The organism is Streptomyces sp. NPDC058470 (genome assembly GCF_042721055.1).
Taxonomy (GTDB): domain Bacteria; phylum Actinomycetota; class Actinomycetes; order Streptomycetales; family Streptomycetaceae; genus Streptomyces.
Genome location: NZ_JBHXMF010000030.1, coordinates 60843 through 75750, shown reverse-complemented (window position 1 = coordinate 75750; position 14908 = coordinate 60843). Strand labels below are relative to the sequence as shown.

General features: G+C 69.5%; 11 protein-coding genes. 1 reads left to right on the top strand and 10 read right to left on the bottom strand.

Going from position 1 to position 14908, the window contains the following annotated elements; all coding sequences use genetic code 11:
- Positions 1-158: 158 nt before the first annotated feature.
- The 8 genes from ACFWP7_RS22565 to ACFWP7_RS22530 all read right to left on the bottom strand — a co-directional run bounded on the left by ACFWP7_RS22565 (position 159) and on the right by ACFWP7_RS22530 (position 10732).
- The gene (locus ACFWP7_RS22565) at positions 159-2183 is read right to left on the bottom strand and encodes a hypothetical protein (protein WP_384383623.1); all 2025 of its coding nucleotides are present in this window, start codon (positions 2181-2183) and stop codon (positions 159-161) included.
- Positions 2184-2345: 162 nt separating this feature from the next.
- Complete coding sequence (locus ACFWP7_RS22560) at positions 2346-4946, bottom strand: ATP-binding protein (RefSeq protein ID WP_384383620.1); 2601 nt, start codon at positions 4944-4946, stop codon at positions 2346-2348.
- Positions 4943-5788: a hypothetical protein gene (locus ACFWP7_RS22555; protein WP_384383618.1), complete on the bottom strand. Its 846-nt coding sequence runs from the start codon at positions 5786-5788 to the stop codon at positions 4943-4945. Before ACFWP7_RS22555 ends, ACFWP7_RS22560 begins: the two co-directional genes overlap by 4 nt.
- Positions 5785-6609 (bottom strand): cell division protein FtsK, encoded by an 825-nt coding sequence (locus ACFWP7_RS22550; RefSeq protein ID WP_384383616.1) that lies wholly within the window; start codon positions 6607-6609, stop codon positions 5785-5787. The genes ACFWP7_RS22555 and ACFWP7_RS22550 overlap by 4 nt, the downstream gene beginning before the upstream one ends.
- Positions 6609-7196 carry a hypothetical protein gene (locus ACFWP7_RS22545; RefSeq protein ID WP_384383613.1) on the bottom strand — a complete coding sequence of 196 codons (588 nt, stop codon included), beginning with the start codon at positions 7194-7196 and terminating at the stop codon, positions 6609-6611. Before ACFWP7_RS22545 ends, ACFWP7_RS22550 begins: the two co-directional genes overlap by 1 nt.
- Before the next feature lie 10 nt (positions 7197-7206).
- Complete coding sequence (locus ACFWP7_RS22540) at positions 7207-7437, bottom strand: hypothetical protein (protein ID WP_384383610.1); 231 nt, start codon at positions 7435-7437, stop codon at positions 7207-7209.
- A gap of 93 nt (positions 7438-7530) precedes the next feature.
- Positions 7531-8568 (bottom strand): conjugal transfer protein, encoded by a 1038-nt coding sequence (locus tag ACFWP7_RS22535; RefSeq protein ID WP_384383607.1) that lies wholly within the window; start codon positions 8566-8568, stop codon positions 7531-7533.
- 232 nt (positions 8569-8800) lie between these two features.
- Positions 8801-10732, bottom strand: coding sequence for a hypothetical protein (locus ACFWP7_RS22530; protein WP_384383604.1), 1932 nt, complete (start codon positions 10730-10732; stop codon positions 8801-8803).
- A gap of 392 nt (positions 10733-11124) precedes the next feature.
- On the opposite strand from ACFWP7_RS22530, the gene ACFWP7_RS22525 reads away from it, so the two are divergent.
- On the top strand, positions 11125-11643 hold the full coding sequence (locus ACFWP7_RS22525; protein ID WP_384383601.1) for a hypothetical protein: 519 nt from the start codon (positions 11125-11127) through the stop codon (positions 11641-11643).
- A 290-nt stretch (positions 11644-11933) separates the two neighbouring features.
- On the opposite strand, the gene ACFWP7_RS22520 is transcribed toward ACFWP7_RS22525, so the two are convergent.
- Entirely contained in the window at positions 11934-12299 is a 366-nt protein-coding gene (locus ACFWP7_RS22520; protein ID WP_384383598.1) for a hypothetical protein, read from the bottom strand.
- A gap of 114 nt (positions 12300-12413) precedes the next feature.
- On the bottom strand, positions 12414-13739 hold the full coding sequence (locus ACFWP7_RS22515; protein ID WP_384383703.1) for a DUF2637 domain-containing protein: 1326 nt from the start codon (positions 13737-13739) through the stop codon (positions 12414-12416).
- Positions 13740-14908 lie beyond the last annotated feature (1169 nt).

The following is a 14908-nucleotide window of genomic DNA, read 5'->3' as shown; positions in this document are numbered from 1 at the left end:
ATTTCTGGGGCTCAAGGGGGGGCCCGTCCCGGGGGGGGGGGGGGTGGGGGGGAAGGCCGCGTGGCCCCGGGGGGGGGCGGCCGGCCGGGGGGGCCGGACCGCTGGGGATCTCGTGCGGGTGAAGAGGTGGCGGGCCTGGGGCCCTTGATCAGGCGGGCTCAGGAACTCCCGCGCGGTCGGGGCGGCCCGTTGCGGGTGCCGCTGGCCGGCAGGGCCCCACCACCGGGCGGACGGCCGGGCGTACGCGGAGGCCGCGGGCTGGGCGGCGGCGGGTACGTACGGAACCTGGCTCCGGTCGGGTTGGCCGGCCGGTTGATGACGGTGCCCTGGATGGTGGTGGGCCGGTGGGAGGGGTTGGCCGGCGGGACTCCGGTGCGTCGGGGCGCGCCGGGCCGCACGGTGTAGCCGCCCGCGGTGGTCCCTCCCGCTCCGGTGCGGCCGGGGCCGGTCGGCCGCCGCGGTCCGGGGCGCGGCCCGGTGCCGGGCCGGGTGCGGCGTCCGCCGGGTGAGCCGGGTCCGCTGCCGGCAGGGCCTGTGGGTCCCGTCGGTGCCCCGGGCAGGCCCGGGGTGCCCGGTCCTCCTGCGGGCCGGTGCGCGGTGGGCGGGTAGCTCGGCGGCGGCGGAATGGTGCGGCTGGGGCGGCTGCGCACGTCGCCGGTGTTGGACGAAGCGCTTCCCGAGTCATCGTCGCGGCTGCCGCCGCGCCCGCCGCGGGAGTCGGGGGCGGGGTGCCGGTCCATGTCACCGAAGCGTCCCCGGCCGCGGCCTCGGATCGCGCTGCGCAGGCGGCGCGCGGAGCCCATCCGGCCCAGGGTGGAGAGCACGCCGCGGCCCGCCATCTGGGCGCCGCCGGCGCTCACGATGCCGTCCAGGCGGCCCTTGACCTTGAAGGCCATCGCGGCGGCGCAGATGTTGAGGGCGGAGACCATGAGCCAGCCGTAGGTCGGCAGCAGCGACATCATCGCCACGCAGACCACCATGACCGAGCCGAGGAGCATGGTCGCGGTGAACGAGACCATGACCAGGCCGATCAGCATCTCGAACCACTGCACCCCCCACTGGCGCGGCTTTCCTGGAATGCACCAGAGGGTCGCGAAGGCCACGCCGCACACCAGCAGCATCAGTGCGCCGATGAGACTGGCCAATGTGGTGAACGCCAAGGTCAGGGCGAGGGCGCTGAAGATGACGCAGCTGATGATGCCGGCGATGAGGACACCGATCCGGCCGCCGGGGGTGTGGCCCTGGCGCCATTCGACGGCCTCGCTGCCGATGGTGTCGGTGTTCAGGGTGGAAGAGAGGTAGTCCTCGCGCTCGTCCATGTCCGTGCCGCGCTTGACGACCTCGTTGCCCCACCGCTGGCACGCCTTGACGGACCCAAGGTCCGCAATGCACCACGGTGTTGCGACATATGTTCGCCACACCGCATCGGCGGCGCGCCTGACCGTGTTGTCCTTCTCGTTGCCCGACCACTTCGGCTCGGGCGTCTTGAACGGCATCGCCGCGTCGTCGCTGCCGGACAGGCCCGCACCGATCGTGGTCATGGCGACCGAGGCGCCCAACTGGCGCCCGTTGTCGACGCCCTTGACCCAGGTGGCCGGGGCGACGAGGAAGGTGGTGGCGATCGCCGCGGACGCGGCCACCCAGGCGAGCTGCCCCAGCGGCGAGGACTCCGACTTCTTCGCCCAGGCGACGAAGCCGCCGACTGCGACGGCGGTCGGCAGGAACGTCGTCATCATCGGGCCGGCCGCGGCGCCGATCGCCTTGGAGATGGCGCCTTCGACTTCCGGGAGGGAGACGACGTTGAAGCACCAGCCGACCACCACCACCGCAGCCCGTCCGACCAGGGTCAGGACCTGCATGAGCATGTTCCCGAACCCGTGCAGCCAGCCGTCGATCAGGTCGCCGCCGGTCAGGTCGTCGCTCAACTGCTTGTCGAGTTGGTACACCTCGGGGCTGTACGTCTCGAACAGGGTGCCCTGGCCCGGGGGTTTGAAGGGGCTGGGCATCATGTCGCCGATGCCGCCGGGCTTGTAGTCGTCGGGGCCGTCGGCGGCCGCGGCCGGCGCGAGGACACCGAGGGTGGCCAGGATGCCGGCCGTCGGGATCAGCAAGGTGCGCAGCCGCGGCAGGGCGACCCAGAGGCGGATGGCCGCGTAGCGGAATCGTTTCAGCAAGTCCTTCATGTCATCGACTCCCGGACGTCGGCCGCCGCCGCTGGGCGCCGGCGCTGGGTGCGCCGGGCGCCGCGCAGTCCGCGACCGGGCCGGTCTGGGTGCGCTGTCGTGAGGTCACGGCTGCCTCCATGGGTTGGCAGGCGGCGTCGGCCGGCCCGCTGCGGGTGGGGGTCATGCGGCTTCCGACCCTTCCTGCGGCGGGTTGTGGACAGAGTCCGCGGATTCCGTGCCGGTGAACTCGTCCTGGGGCATGGCGTCCTGGAGGGCGCTCTCACGGTCCTCGGCCTGGTCCTTGGGGTTGGTGGACAGCGCGCGCAGCAGCTCGTAGGAGGGGGCGTCCCACTGCATGGTGGCGACCCGGTCGCGGCGGTCCCTGACGATGCAGTGGCCGTGGCGGATGTCGCCGTGGGCGTCCTTGCCGACGCCGTGGATCAGGGCGCGGGTGCTGTCCGAGACGGGCAGGCGCAGCAGTTCGGCCATCGCGTCCTGCTGGGAGCGGGTGCTCTGCTCGAAGGCACAAACCGTCGTAATCGCCTCCAGAACACCGTCCATGCCGAGCAGCGACTTGGGGTCCTGGGTGTCGATCGCCAAAGAGGTGTCCAGGGCTCGTCCGGTACGGGCGATGTAGTCGATGAACCGCCGGCCGTCGTCTGTCCCGGTGAGGACGTGCACCTCGGGGATCGCCACGACCTTGGGGAGATTTCGCAGGTCAGCGCGGGCGGAGGTGTTCAACGCGTAGGCGATCAGGCCGCGCATCAGCGCCAGGGAGACCCGCTCGGTCATGGTCATCTCCCCCGGTCGGGTGCCGGCTTGCGGCATCGTCAGACCGGGCACCTGGACCAGCCACAGGCCCGGCTCCGGGCGCAGCGGCGAGGCACCGTCGTGCGGGTTGCCGAGCAGCGGGGCGCCGAGCTGGGTCTGGGAGAGCTCCGACAGCGCGTCGCCGGCTTCGATGGCGAGCGGGTCGCTGCTGGCCTGCAGGTACTCGATCACCCGCCAGGTCGCGGCGTCGTCGTGCTGGGCGATGGCGTTGCAGGCCCGCAGCAGGTGCGTCTCGACGCCGGCGTCCCGCATCCGCTCCGGCAGGATGATCAGCAGCTGGGAGACGACCTGGAGCGCGGCATCGCCCTTGGGCAGGAGCCGGAAGACATCGGCGACGGCCGGGGTTTCGACGCCGCAGGTGACGTGATGCGAGTCCAACCCCAGGTACTCGCCGGCCTTCACCAGGCCGCCTTCATCGCCCTTGAAGCCCAACATCAAACTGAAGGCACCCTTGAGGCCGGCGATCAGCGTCGCGAGCATCATGCTGGTCGTCTTGCCGCGCCCGGACCGTCCGACGAACGCCGTCGTCGTGGCGTCACCGCGCGCGCTGCCTGCAGTGATGTCGATGCGGCAGACGCCCGGCGTGGTGCCGGTCAGCAGCCCGGCGATCGGGCCCTCGTCGTCGCCGGCCTCCGAGCCGCCCCAGAACATGCTGGCGGCGAGCGCGTCGGTGGTGCGGATGTGACCGAGGTCCAGCACCCGCAGCATGTCGCCGATCTGCGCCTCCAACCACAGCTCACGCTGCTCCTCGGAGGCGACCGTGACGTCGATGGACAGGCCCGCGTAGTGCGAGGTGACCGCGTCGGTCCGGGCACGCAGGTCCTCGAGGGACTCGGTGGAGGAGACGATGATGCGGGGGTGGTCCTCCAGGAGGGTCATGCCGTCGCGGGACATCTGCCGGCGCAGGTCCTCCATCACCCGCTCGGTCTCTTCGGTCTCCGCGAACGTCTCGCCGGCCGACCCTTCGGCCGCACTGCGGCGCTGCTCCTTGGCCAACTGGCGCTGCTTGTCCACGGCCTTGATCGCGTGGCCCTTCTGCCACACCGAGAAGCGCACGCTCGCCTCGGGGCACACCAGAGCGTCGTCGCCGGTTTCCGGGTGGGTGTAGCTGATCTCCGAGAGGCAGCGCAGCCACTCCTGCTCGCCGGGGGTGATCAGCTCCTCCGGGAAGGCCGGCATGGCCAGGACGCTGACCCAGGCTGCGGTCTCGCCGCGGGCGTCCATCATGCGTACGTGGTCGGCGTGCGGAATGGCCTTGGACTGGGTCAGGCGGACCAGGGAGGCGCCGCTGATGGTGGGCAGGTGCGGCGGGGCGGGCTGCGGGCGGAAGCTCTCGCGGGAAACGGCCCAGGCCAGCAGCTCGGCCGGGGCGATCCGCGCGCGCCAAGGGGTGGCTTCCAGGCGGCGCTCCATGCGGCGTGCGAGGCCGTCGAGGTGGGCGAGTTCGGTCTCGTCCAGGCCGGTGTTGCCCACGCCGAGCGCGCCGGCCACACCGTTCTTGACGACGGCGTTGGCCGCGGAGTCCCGCTCGACGAGGCGTATGCCGAGCAGGAGGTGCCGCTGCGGCAGGTCCAGGGTGTCCAGGCGGCGGGCCCACATGTCGGCGACCGCCTCGACGTCCCCGGCGGAGAAGATCTTGCGGGCTTCCTCGCGGTAGTCCTCACCGTCCAGGCGCGCCCAGACCACCTTGAGGTGGCAGTCGTAGCCGGGCAACGTCTTGGCGAGCGCGAGCGCCGCCGCGTCCTGCTCCATGTCCTGGCGGTCCTCCGGCATCAGGTCCGTGTTGGAGGCGGACAGCGTGAACCACGCCTCGGCGCCGACGTCGGTGACGACCAGGCCGTCGGCGATGGCCACCAACTGCGGTTCTTTCATGAGGCGTTCGGCGCCCAGGCCGAGGAGCCGGCCGAACTTGGACGCGGACTTCTTCGCCGCCTTGCTGCTGGTGCTCATCGGTGGGACTCCTTCGTGGAACGGGCGGCGGCGCGCTGGTCGGGGGTACGGCGGGCGAAGTCGGCGGCGGCGTCGTCGTCACTGATCCGGGCGGCCTGGACGAGGCGGTGGGTGCCGTCGCGGGTGAGGTGGTGCCACAGCCCGGGGTGGAACCCGGTGCTGCGCGGGCGGATCCGGTCGGAGAGCCCGGCCCTGAGCCAGGTCCGCTCGCTCGGCTCGATGAGCAGGCGGGTGGAGAACAGGTCCCGGGCCAGGCCGGAGAGCGGGCCGGGGAGCTCCCGGCAGGCGAGGACGACCTGGATGCCGGCCAGCCGGCCGTGCGCCAGGACCGCGGTGAGCGCGTCCAGGGCCACGCCGTTGGGCCGCGGGTCCGCCTGGTGGTCCAGCAGCACCTGGGTGGTTCCGTCGTTCTCCACCAACAGCAGCCGCCGTGGCCCCAATTGGCCCTTCTCGGCGCGGCCGCGGGCCTGGTGCGCCAGGCCGATCAGGTGCCGGTGCAGCTGGTCGGGCTCGTCCACGTACGTCACGTGCTCCAGGCCGCGGGCCCAGGTGTGTGCGTGGTGGTGGACGTCGAGGATGTCCACCTGCTGGCCGGCGGCCAGGGCCTGCGCGCCGAGGCTGCGCAGCAGTTCGGTGGCGCCCATGCCGGGCGGGGCCACCGCCAGGACGTGCCCGTCGCGCGGGGTGAGGTGGACGGCGGCGCCCTCGGCGTCGACGCCGATCAGCGGGTTCTCGCTCAGCCGGGCCGCCGCCTGTCCCACCCCGTGGGTGAGGTCAACGTCGCGCGGGGGCAGGCGCGGTGGGCTCGGCGGGGCGGGCCGGCGCCGGGAGAAGAGCTTCATGCCGCCTCACCCGTCTCGATGACGCCGCGGGCCAGGGCGCGGGCTTCGACGTCGCTGAGGAACAGCGCCTGGAACGCGGTCGACTTCTGCTCGGCGACCACATGCATGCGGCCCGGGATGAGGGAGTACGGCGGGATGGACCACACCTCGGGGGCGACGCGCTGCCACAGCGCGGCGCCGCCGTAGGCGAGGACCCGGGTGGGGAAGACGTCTTTGACGGGGACAGCGCCCAGGCCCGGCAGGCCCACGCGCGGGTTGCCGGCGAAGATCTGGATGCCGAAGCCGGGGCCGGCGGCGAGCAGGACGCCGAGGGCCTCGACGCCCGGGGCCTCCTCCAGTTGGGTCTCCGGGCGGGTCTGGGACCAGTACTCGCGCAGCCCGTACGCGACGGTGCCCAGGTGCTCGATGACCATGACGCGGCGTCCGCGCCAACTGCCGTCCCAGGCAGCGGTGCCGTCCTGCAGGGCGGCCACGTTGATCAGGAGGTGGTCGTGGATCTCCGGGATCCGCGACAGGTAGCGCACCCCGGGCAGGTCGCGGGCCCACTGGTGGCCGGCGCCGCCCGGATCGATGAGGTCGACGCTCGCGCCCAGCGCCAGGGCCTGCGCGGTCAGGGAGCGCAGCAGGGTGGTGGTGCCGCCGCCGGCGCCGGTGGCGACCAGGGCGTGCTCGGCGCCGGGCGGCAGGTGGACGGGCCGGTCGCCGTCGGCGAGACCGAGGAGCGGAGTGTGGGCGGAGTTCAGGGCGGTCAGGGTGTGGGGGTCCGTGAGGCGCAGCGAGTTGCGCAGGGCCTGGATCGGGATGGAGGTCTGGGTGCTCATCAGCTGCTGCCCTTCGGTGCGGTCCGGGCGGCGCTCCGGCGCCGCTTGGCGGTCTTGGTGCGGGCCTTGGCGACGGCGTCGGGGCCGTACATGCGCAGGCGGGGCCGCAGGTGGGCGGGCTTGCCGCAGGACTCGGCGGCATCCGGGTGGTCGCCGTCGGTGGTGAAGTAGGTGGAGAACGCCGGCATCTCGGCCAGCTGCGGGGCCCGTTCGGCCAGGCGCTGGGTGCGCAGCCGCAGTCCGGCCTTCGGCGCGGGGATGCGGCCGCGGCCGATGACCGGGCGCACCCCGTGGTTGAGGAAGTTCAGCCGCACCCCCCAGATCAGGAGGTTGGTGCGCCGCCAGTAGGTGGTGGAACGTTTCGCCCCGTAGTAGGTGAAGAACAGCGGGGGCAGCAGGAAGACCGGGATCAGCGGCTTCAGGGGCATCCCGAAGAGCAGCAGCCAGGTGCCCCACCAGATGGGGAACATCACCGCGCCGTACTTCAAGGTGGTACGCGGCAGGCCTTCGCCCAGGTCAAGGCCCAGAAGTTCGTGCTGCCGGGTTTCGAGATCCCAGTGCCGGGTGTAGGTGCTGGAGGTTCGCATCGTCGCCGCCTCAGCCCGTGAAGACGGTGGCGATCTTGGCGCCGATGAACTTGAGGATCGTGACGGCCTGGTTCGGCGTGAACACCATCACGGCGACGACGGCGCCGCCGACCATGTGGGTGATCAGCGCGCCCCACTCCTTTTTCGCCCAGTGCCCGAAGCCGCGAACGGCGAGCACGGCGACGAACAGGGAGCCGACGACCGCGAGAATCCAGGAAACGAGCGCGTTGTCTCCGCCCATGGGGAATCCACTCCTTGGGTTTGATGGGAAGGGTGTTGAAGGGCCGGCCGTACGGCGGGCCCGCGGCAGCCGCCGCGTGAAGGGGGCGGGCCGCTACGCGGTCTTGGCGTTGACCGCCTCGACCTGCCAGCGACTCGCGCTGCTGGCCGAGACCTTGGTGAGGGTGATCTGGTAGGTCTGCTGGATCTGGGCGCCGCCGAGCTTCCAGCGCACCGTCGCCGTGCCGGACCGCTTGTCGCCGGTGCCGGCGTCCACGACCCAGGAGTCGAGGGTGTCGAGCGCGAGTCCGGAGCCGAGCGGCTCGATGTCCGCGCCGGGTGCGGCCGCCTGGTCCTCGCTGCCCAGGGCCCACGACTTGAGGAAGTCCTTGACCGTCTCGCGGGTCATGCCCGCGAGCTGGGTGTCGGCCTCGGGCCCCTCCGGCGCCTTGTAGCCGGCGGCGGTCGGCATGCCGACTATCGCTGGCTGCCCGGTGACCACCACCCGGCCCTCGCCCTGGGCGACCGGCACCTCCAGTCCGCGCCAACTCGTCGCGGTCCGCTGGTTCTTGCCGTTGCCGGTCACCACGCTGACCCGCACGTCGACCCGCACCCGGGCCCGCTTGCCGCCGACCTGGGTCACGGTGCCCGGGATGGTCTGCGCGACCAGCTGGACGCCGGAGCCGTTCCACCCGAGCTTCGGGTCGATGCCCTTGGCCAGGTCCGCCTCGAGTTCCTTGGCACGGGCGTCGGGTTCCTGCGCGTTCCAGTTCATGTAGCTGCGGGCGAAACGGGCCGCGACCTGCTGCGCCTCGGCTTCGGGCACGTTGTTCTTCTTGGCCTCGGCCTGCGGGTCCGCCTGCTCGACGGGCGTCGGCGGCTTCGTGGGGAAGACCCACGTGCGTACGCCGGTGAACGCGGCCAGGCCGATGACCAGCCAGATCGCGACCCGTCCCGCCTTGCGGGCGGCCGAGCGTCCCGAGGACTCCTCCTCTTCCGCCCAGCCCAGCGCGGCCGGCGCTCGCGTCCCCCTCCCCTCCCCCGCCTCTGGCGAAGGCGCCTCCACCGAGGCGTCCGCGACAGCGGTGATTCCCTCATCACCGCCCTTGGGCTCTTTCGGTGGAAGATTCAGCATCTTCCGCAGCGCACTCATCCCGTACTCCTCGGCCAATTCCCAATAACCGACCTCCGCGCATAAGGGCATGGCGGGGTGCCATGCGGCCTCACGCATTTCGCGGAAAGCTCACACGGAAAACGTAGAATCGTTGGCCTGTGGATAAGTTCCGGCGATTCGGCGCCCCACGGTCCGGTGGAGGGCGAGGGCGCAAAAAAAGGGGGCCACGGGAAATCCCGTGGCCCCCATCGGTGCCTCTGTGCCCGGCAGTTCAGCCGTGGCGGTCCTCGTCCTCCTCGTCGTCCTCTGTGTCGTCGACGGCGCCGTCCTCAGCGTCCTGCTCGTCCTGGTCGGGGTCGGCCGGATCGCCGGACTCCCCTGCCTCCTCCTCCTCGTCCTCGTCGGGCCGGTAGTAGTCGGCCAGGTCGGCCAGAGCGAACAGCTCCTTGCCGTCGACGAGACGTCCGCCGGGGAAGTTGTTGCGGCGCCGCTTGTGCTGGCGCATCAGCTCGGCACTGACCTCGATCCCCTCCTCGGCCAGCCGCCGGGAAATCTCCGCCAGCGGCAGCAGCTCGACGTCCTCCTCCGGCTCCTCCGCGACGGCCGGCGACGCCGCGTCGCCCTCCAGCACGAGCGGGTCGTCCTTGACCATGCTCACCGCCGGCCGTTCTCCATCGCTCTCTTCAGCTGCCGCTATGGCCTGCTGATCAGGCGAGTTGGCATCCTTGGTGAACAGCGGCCTGGACTCCTGCAGCAGGGACGGCAGCCGCTGAGGGCTGCGCGCCGGCGGAGCCCCGTACAGGTCCTCCGTGCTGTATCCGCGCTGGGCGCGCAGTTCCATGCTGTGCGTGCGGAAGTCCTCCGGGTCCGCGTACGGGACCTGGATCCACACCCGCCGGTTGCCCTCGATGATCATCATGCGGCCCGCGCGGTCGACGCTCTCCGGCACGGGAGTGGTGTTGACGATCATCTTCCACTGGTTGGCGTTGTAATTGCCCATAAGGATCATTCGGAACATGTTCCGCAGACCCCGGGAGCCGACCGCGGCCTCCCGCAGGTCCTGGAAGACGCCGATGATCGTCACGTTGACGTGCCGGCCCATGCGCATGATGGACGCGATGTCGCCCCAGATGGGGTCGCTGGCCGGGTCGCCCTTTTCCTTGTTCTCGTTCCACCACTCTTTCGACGCGTCGCCGAATTCGTTGCCCTCTTCGAGAATGAGGGTGAGGCGGTCGAAGTTCTTCCGCGGGTTGCCCTTCTTCACATAGTTCCGGGCCTCCACCTCACGGGCGGCCCAGGAAATCGCGGACCGCATGTCCCCGATATTTCCCGGGTCGGTGTAGAGGTGAACCCCCTCCACTCCCTCGAAGCAGTTGATACTCGCCATCTTCACGTCAATGCCGATGACGGTGGCCCGCTGCCGCACCAACTGCGTGATGATCATCTGGAGGAACGAGGACTTACCACCACCGGAACCCACCGAAAGCGCCCACATCGCGGTTTCACCGGTCATTTCCTTGATTACCGGGCGCTGGCGTTCGTCGATGCCCAGCACGAGCTGGCCGGGCTCACATGCGGCGATCGCCTTCTGCACGATGTCGCTGAAGAAGTCCACCTTCTCCGGCGGTTCGAGCTTCGGCTTCGGCTTCTGCGGGGTGAACACCACGTTGAAGGGGTGGTTCTTGAGATTCCACTCCCCCGCCCACTGCCCGCCCATCCGGTCCTGGATCAGCTCACGCATCTGGTCCTTGAAGCCACCCGGATCGTGCCAGCCGTCCGGCAGCCGCACCGCCACGAACGACCGGTCGATGGGGATGTTCAGGGCACGCAGCCGTTGATGGTCGTCCCACTCGGACAGCAGGTCCTTGAGCGCCATGGACATCGGAATCACCAGGGCCCGCATGTGGTTTCGCCGGCCGCGCCCGCGTATCGCAGCGATCACCACGATCGGGACCGCCACGGCCGCGGCGACGATCGACACACGGATCACACGGTCGTGGTCCTTGATCCCCCACCACATCCACGCAGCCCAGCCCGCCCACGCGAGGAGGACCACTCTCAGCAAGGCAGCCCCCCAGCGCGGCAGACTGCCCGGTGGTCTTGGCTCACCGTCCAGCGGGGCCCCGCTGATGAACCGGCCGAAGACCATGACCCCTTGCTCCAGGCCGTCCTCGACCTGCTTGTCAAACTTCGTCTGCGCCACGGGCCACTTCCCCTTCCACGCTCAGCTCCCTCCCGGCTCCCGCAGCACGCGGAGGAACGATCAAGAACGAACGTAGAAAGATCGGCCTGTGGACAGAGTCCGCGAAAGCGGACCACCGCACCGCGGCAAACTGCCAGGAACAGCCGCGCTGTTCACCCGGGGCCGCCCACGGGCCTGCCCTCGGCAGGGCGCCGGCCGTTGAGTTCAGGGGGCGCCGCCGCCGATGACACCCCGCGATCGGAGTCGCAGAGAGCACGGAGCACCGCTCAACCACGTCTGGCTGCGCCGGAGTTCTAGACCAGCGCAGGTGCCGTACCCCGAGCCGATACCGTCGGAGCATGCACCCCACTTCACCCGCCGGCCCGGTAGCCGGGACCCCTGCCTACTGGTCGATGCTGGAGCGGCAGGCCGACAGCTACTCCCGAAGCCGTGCATCAAGCGCGCCCGGCGACTGGGCTGACGCGCAAGCTCTCATGATTCGCCTGAAGCCATACGGCGCATCCGGTCTGCTCGACCTGTCCACGCTGCTGGTCCTGCACGCCATCGACCGATGCCCCGTCGAACTCCGCGACGGCCAAGGCCGGCCAGCCCTCTCGAACCTGATCCACGGCCGATCCGACGCCCTCACGGCGATCGACGCGACTGCATCCGCGAACGCGCGCCTGAACCGCGGGCCCGAGACCGCCAACGACCTCGCCGACACCGAGCAGCAGATCGAGCGCATCAACGACCTCGAGACAGCAGTGGCGGCAGCCCTTCATACCCGGGCCGGACACCCCAAGGCCCGACGCAACGTACGCCGAGCCCTGACTGACTGCGGCGAGGGCGCCCGGGAAGCATCGGCGATCTTCGGAATCCTCAGCGAGATCATGGAGACCATCGGCCGCCGCACCGCTCACACCGCAGGCTGAGCCTCCGCACGCCACTCCCCGCTCCGGTACGGCACTGCACCCTGACCGTGATGCACAGGCTCCAGGCGCCCATGGCTCACCGGCTCTGCGAGCCCCGCAGGCAGTGCTCGCGCATGTGTGGGCGCTTCACGAGGCGGCGATTCTGGCGTTCGCCGCCATTGCCGGGCCCTGACTGCCGACGCTTAGGATCGCTCCTGGCGAAGAATCGAACGAGGTCGAACGGAGCGCTTTGCGCGGAGCGCGGCCTGGATGGCGGAGCCGCAGGCCGTCTGGGATCGGGTGCCTTGCGCTCAGCGGGCGGAGCCGAACAGGAACGCCAGTCCGATGATCAGCCCACCGTAGGCCAGCACCAGCAGGGCCACGACGAGGAGCAGCAGCCAGCCAGTCAGAATGCCGACAAGCGCCACCCCGCGATCCCGACCGTCAAGGCGCTTGCCGCGCAGTCGGCCGAGATGGCCGGCCGGGATGGCGACCACGCCGAACATGAACATGGCGAAGGTGTAGTACTGCCCATACATGAGCCAGAACATGGGCGTTGCGAAGATCGCCACTATGAGCGCGACGCCCAGAGCCGCGGACCAGATACTGACCCGTGCCGGAGTGTTGCGGACCGAGCCGCCTCGCCGTGCTGTCGCCGGCGCATTGTTGTCCATCATGGTTGTCCCCCGTAAAGATCAGATCGCCACCCTACGAGAGACCCGACCCCGGAGGCCGCCTTCTTCGGGTGCAGGATGGCGCCACCCCTCTATCCGTGGGGCGAACACCACCGGCTACGAGGCACCCTTCACCACGGCGAGCCGCTGAGCCCCGTGCAGTCGCTCCTCCTCGTCCCGTGTGATCCGGTGCGCTTGTCCGCGGTTCACCTCACGACCGTGCGCAGCAAGCCAGTCCACCACGGTCGGTGTGTGCGTGGAGTCGAGGACCCTCATCGCATAGCGGACTGCAGCCGCATTCGACTTCAACCCCGCAACAGCGGACTCGTGCTCGGCGCGCTCAAGATTCCCCGCCGCGCTGGCGCCCTCTATCTCAGGTACAGGGTCTGCAGCTTTTGGGACTCCGCTCTCCCCCGAGGTCGGGACAGCGGGCTCTCCCTCCACCCTCTCTGCGATCGGCTCGTCGGTCGGTTCGTCGCCAGGTTCCTCATCACCCGCCGGATCTTCAGGGCCTGGCGTGCTCCATCCCGGCTCTGCCTCGGTGTCCCCCTGCCGTGAGGCGGGAGCGACAGACGCCGATGGACCTGGCTCCGGCAGGGCTTCGGCAGCGACTCCTCCGATGGGGTCTTGCTCGTCCCGGCTGGCGTCTGGCTCAGACGACCCCGCATCTGGCAGCTCGGAACCTCCCGTGTGCTCGGGTCCTACTGCGTGATCGATCTGGTCGCCGGGGCCTGGCACGTTGTGCTTCTCCAGTTCTTGCGGGCGACTCGTCCCAACTTCCGGGTCACGTGCCCGGGGGTGGCTCGCCGCCTCAAGCGGCACTCCAAAGCGCGCGATGCGCAAGGGAAGGAGTTCCTCCACCGGGGCCTTCCAGCGCCAACCTCGCCCGTAGCGACCTCGCAGCCGGGCCTGGTACACGAGTCGCTGTTGCTCGGCCTGGATTACGTCGTCGTACTTCCGGATCTCCCAGAGCATCATCCGGCGCCAGAGCCGGAAGGTAGGCAGCGGGGCGAGCAGCCACCGCCAGAGTCGGACCCCTTCCATGTGCCGGTCCGCGGTGATCGCCGCCAGTCGACCGACAGCGTGCCGGGCCGCCTCGACCGTCACCACGAAGAGGATGGGGATCACGCCGTGCATGCCGACACCTACTGGGTCCGGCCATGCAGCCACAGCGTTGAACCCAATCGTCGCCGCGGTCAGGAGCCAGGCCGCTTGGCGGAGCATTGGGAACGGGATGCGAAGCCAGGTCAGCAGAAGATCCAGCGCCAGGAGTACGGCGATGCCGGCGTCGACCCCGATCGGGAAGACCGTGGCGAAGGAGCCAAAACCCTTGCGGACCGCGAGGTCTCGCACGGCCGTGTACGAACCTGCAAATCCGATCGCCGCGATCACCACCGCTCCCGACACCACCACGGCAATCAAGCCGCGCTGGGTTCGACTCAGGCTGATGCGCCCTGCGCTGCGCTCCACTTCCCACTCCCTTGATCCGATTCCGGGAAGCGTGCGGCGAGCCGCCTGTGGATAGAGTCCGATGAGCCTGTCGCGGGCGGGCGCTTGCGAGGTCAGTTTGGAGCTGTCCACCGAGACATCCACCTAAGATGCCACATCCACCATCTCGCGCCACGGGAAGCACACGGCAAGACCCTCTGACCTGCGCATATACCGATAGATATGCCGATGCCTAGACCTGTAGGCATCCTCTCTGTTGTCCAGATAGCGAGTCTGATGTACATCCTCTGACAAGTTCGAATATCCAGTCTGATCGAAGGCCGCATAGAACTACCGATGAACGTCCAGGACTCCGGTCAGATAGATGTCACTACCGATAGCCCGACACATGTCCTGTCGAATGTCCAAACCGATAGCCAGGTCGATGCGACTACCTACTCACACACCTAACGACCGCATGTCAGACCTAGCTACTCAGCTACCTATGGACCTGCTCACCGTTCGACTGATCGCAATGTCCACCTGTCAACCTACCGACCGACATTCTGATCCACCTTGTCACCGGACTAGCTACGGTCAGTCGGATCGATCCACGTACGCCTCTACGTATCTACGCTCCGTAGGAACTACCGGTAGACGGACCTGCGCATCTACCGTCCTATCCAGCTTCCTATCTAACGACCCTCCGCGCTTTAGACCTACCGATGCTCACATTTACAAACGCATCTAGGGACTTACGCACACCTATACCTTCCGAACGACCTCACGTCCTTTGGTCCCACCGACCGATGCAACTGATCTCTCACCAAAGGACCGATACTCCTACGTTCCTTCAGACCGGGTGATAGACCTTCAATTCGATACACCCACTCACGATCGCGCTCACCGCACCATGCACGGAACGTCCCACCGACCCACGGTCCAACGGATCGACGGAAGCGCAGACGCACCGCTGTACGTACGGATCTCCGGACGCACTGATCGCCGGTCTCACGAACCCACCCACGCACGCGCAGACGCACCGCTGTACGTACTGATCGCCGGTCCCACGAACCCACCCACGCACGCGCAGACGCACCGCTGTACGTACGGAACCCCGGACCCACTGATCGCCGGTCCCACGAACCCACCCACGCACGCGCAGACGCACCGCTGTACGTACT

What these genes read in the sequence shown, in the direction of transcription:
- ACFWP7_RS22565 (WP_384383623.1), bottom strand. Translation starts at nt 2,183, where the DNA reads ATGAAGGACTTGCTGAAACGATTCCGCTACGCGGCCATCCGCCTCTGG.
- ACFWP7_RS22525 (WP_384383601.1), top strand. Translation starts at nt 11,125, where the DNA reads ATGCTGGAGCGGCAGGCCGACAGCTACTCCCGAAGCCGTGCATCAAGC.
- ACFWP7_RS22535 (WP_384383607.1), bottom strand. Translation starts at nt 8,568, where the DNA reads ATGAGTGCGCTGCGGAAGATGCTGAATCTTCCACCGAAAGAGCCCAAG.
- ACFWP7_RS22540 (WP_384383610.1), bottom strand. Translation starts at nt 7,437, where the DNA reads ATGGGCGGAGACAACGCGCTCGTTTCCTGGATTCTCGCGGTCGTCGGC.
- ACFWP7_RS22545 (WP_384383613.1), bottom strand. Translation starts at nt 7,196, where the DNA reads ATGCGAACCTCCAGCACCTACACCCGGCACTGGGATCTCGAAACCCGG.
- ACFWP7_RS22560 (WP_384383620.1), bottom strand. Translation starts at nt 4,946, where the DNA reads ATGAGCACCAGCAGCAAGGCGGCGAAGAAGTCCGCGTCCAAGTTCGGC.
- ACFWP7_RS22555 (WP_384383618.1), bottom strand. Translation starts at nt 5,788, where the DNA reads ATGAAGCTCTTCTCCCGGCGCCGGCCCGCCCCGCCGAGCCCACCGCGC.
- ACFWP7_RS22520 (WP_384383598.1), bottom strand. Translation starts at nt 12,299, where the DNA reads ATGATGGACAACAATGCGCCGGCGACAGCACGGCGAGGCGGCTCGGTC.
- ACFWP7_RS22550 (WP_384383616.1), bottom strand. Translation starts at nt 6,609, where the DNA reads ATGAGCACCCAGACCTCCATCCCGATCCAGGCCCTGCGCAACTCGCTG.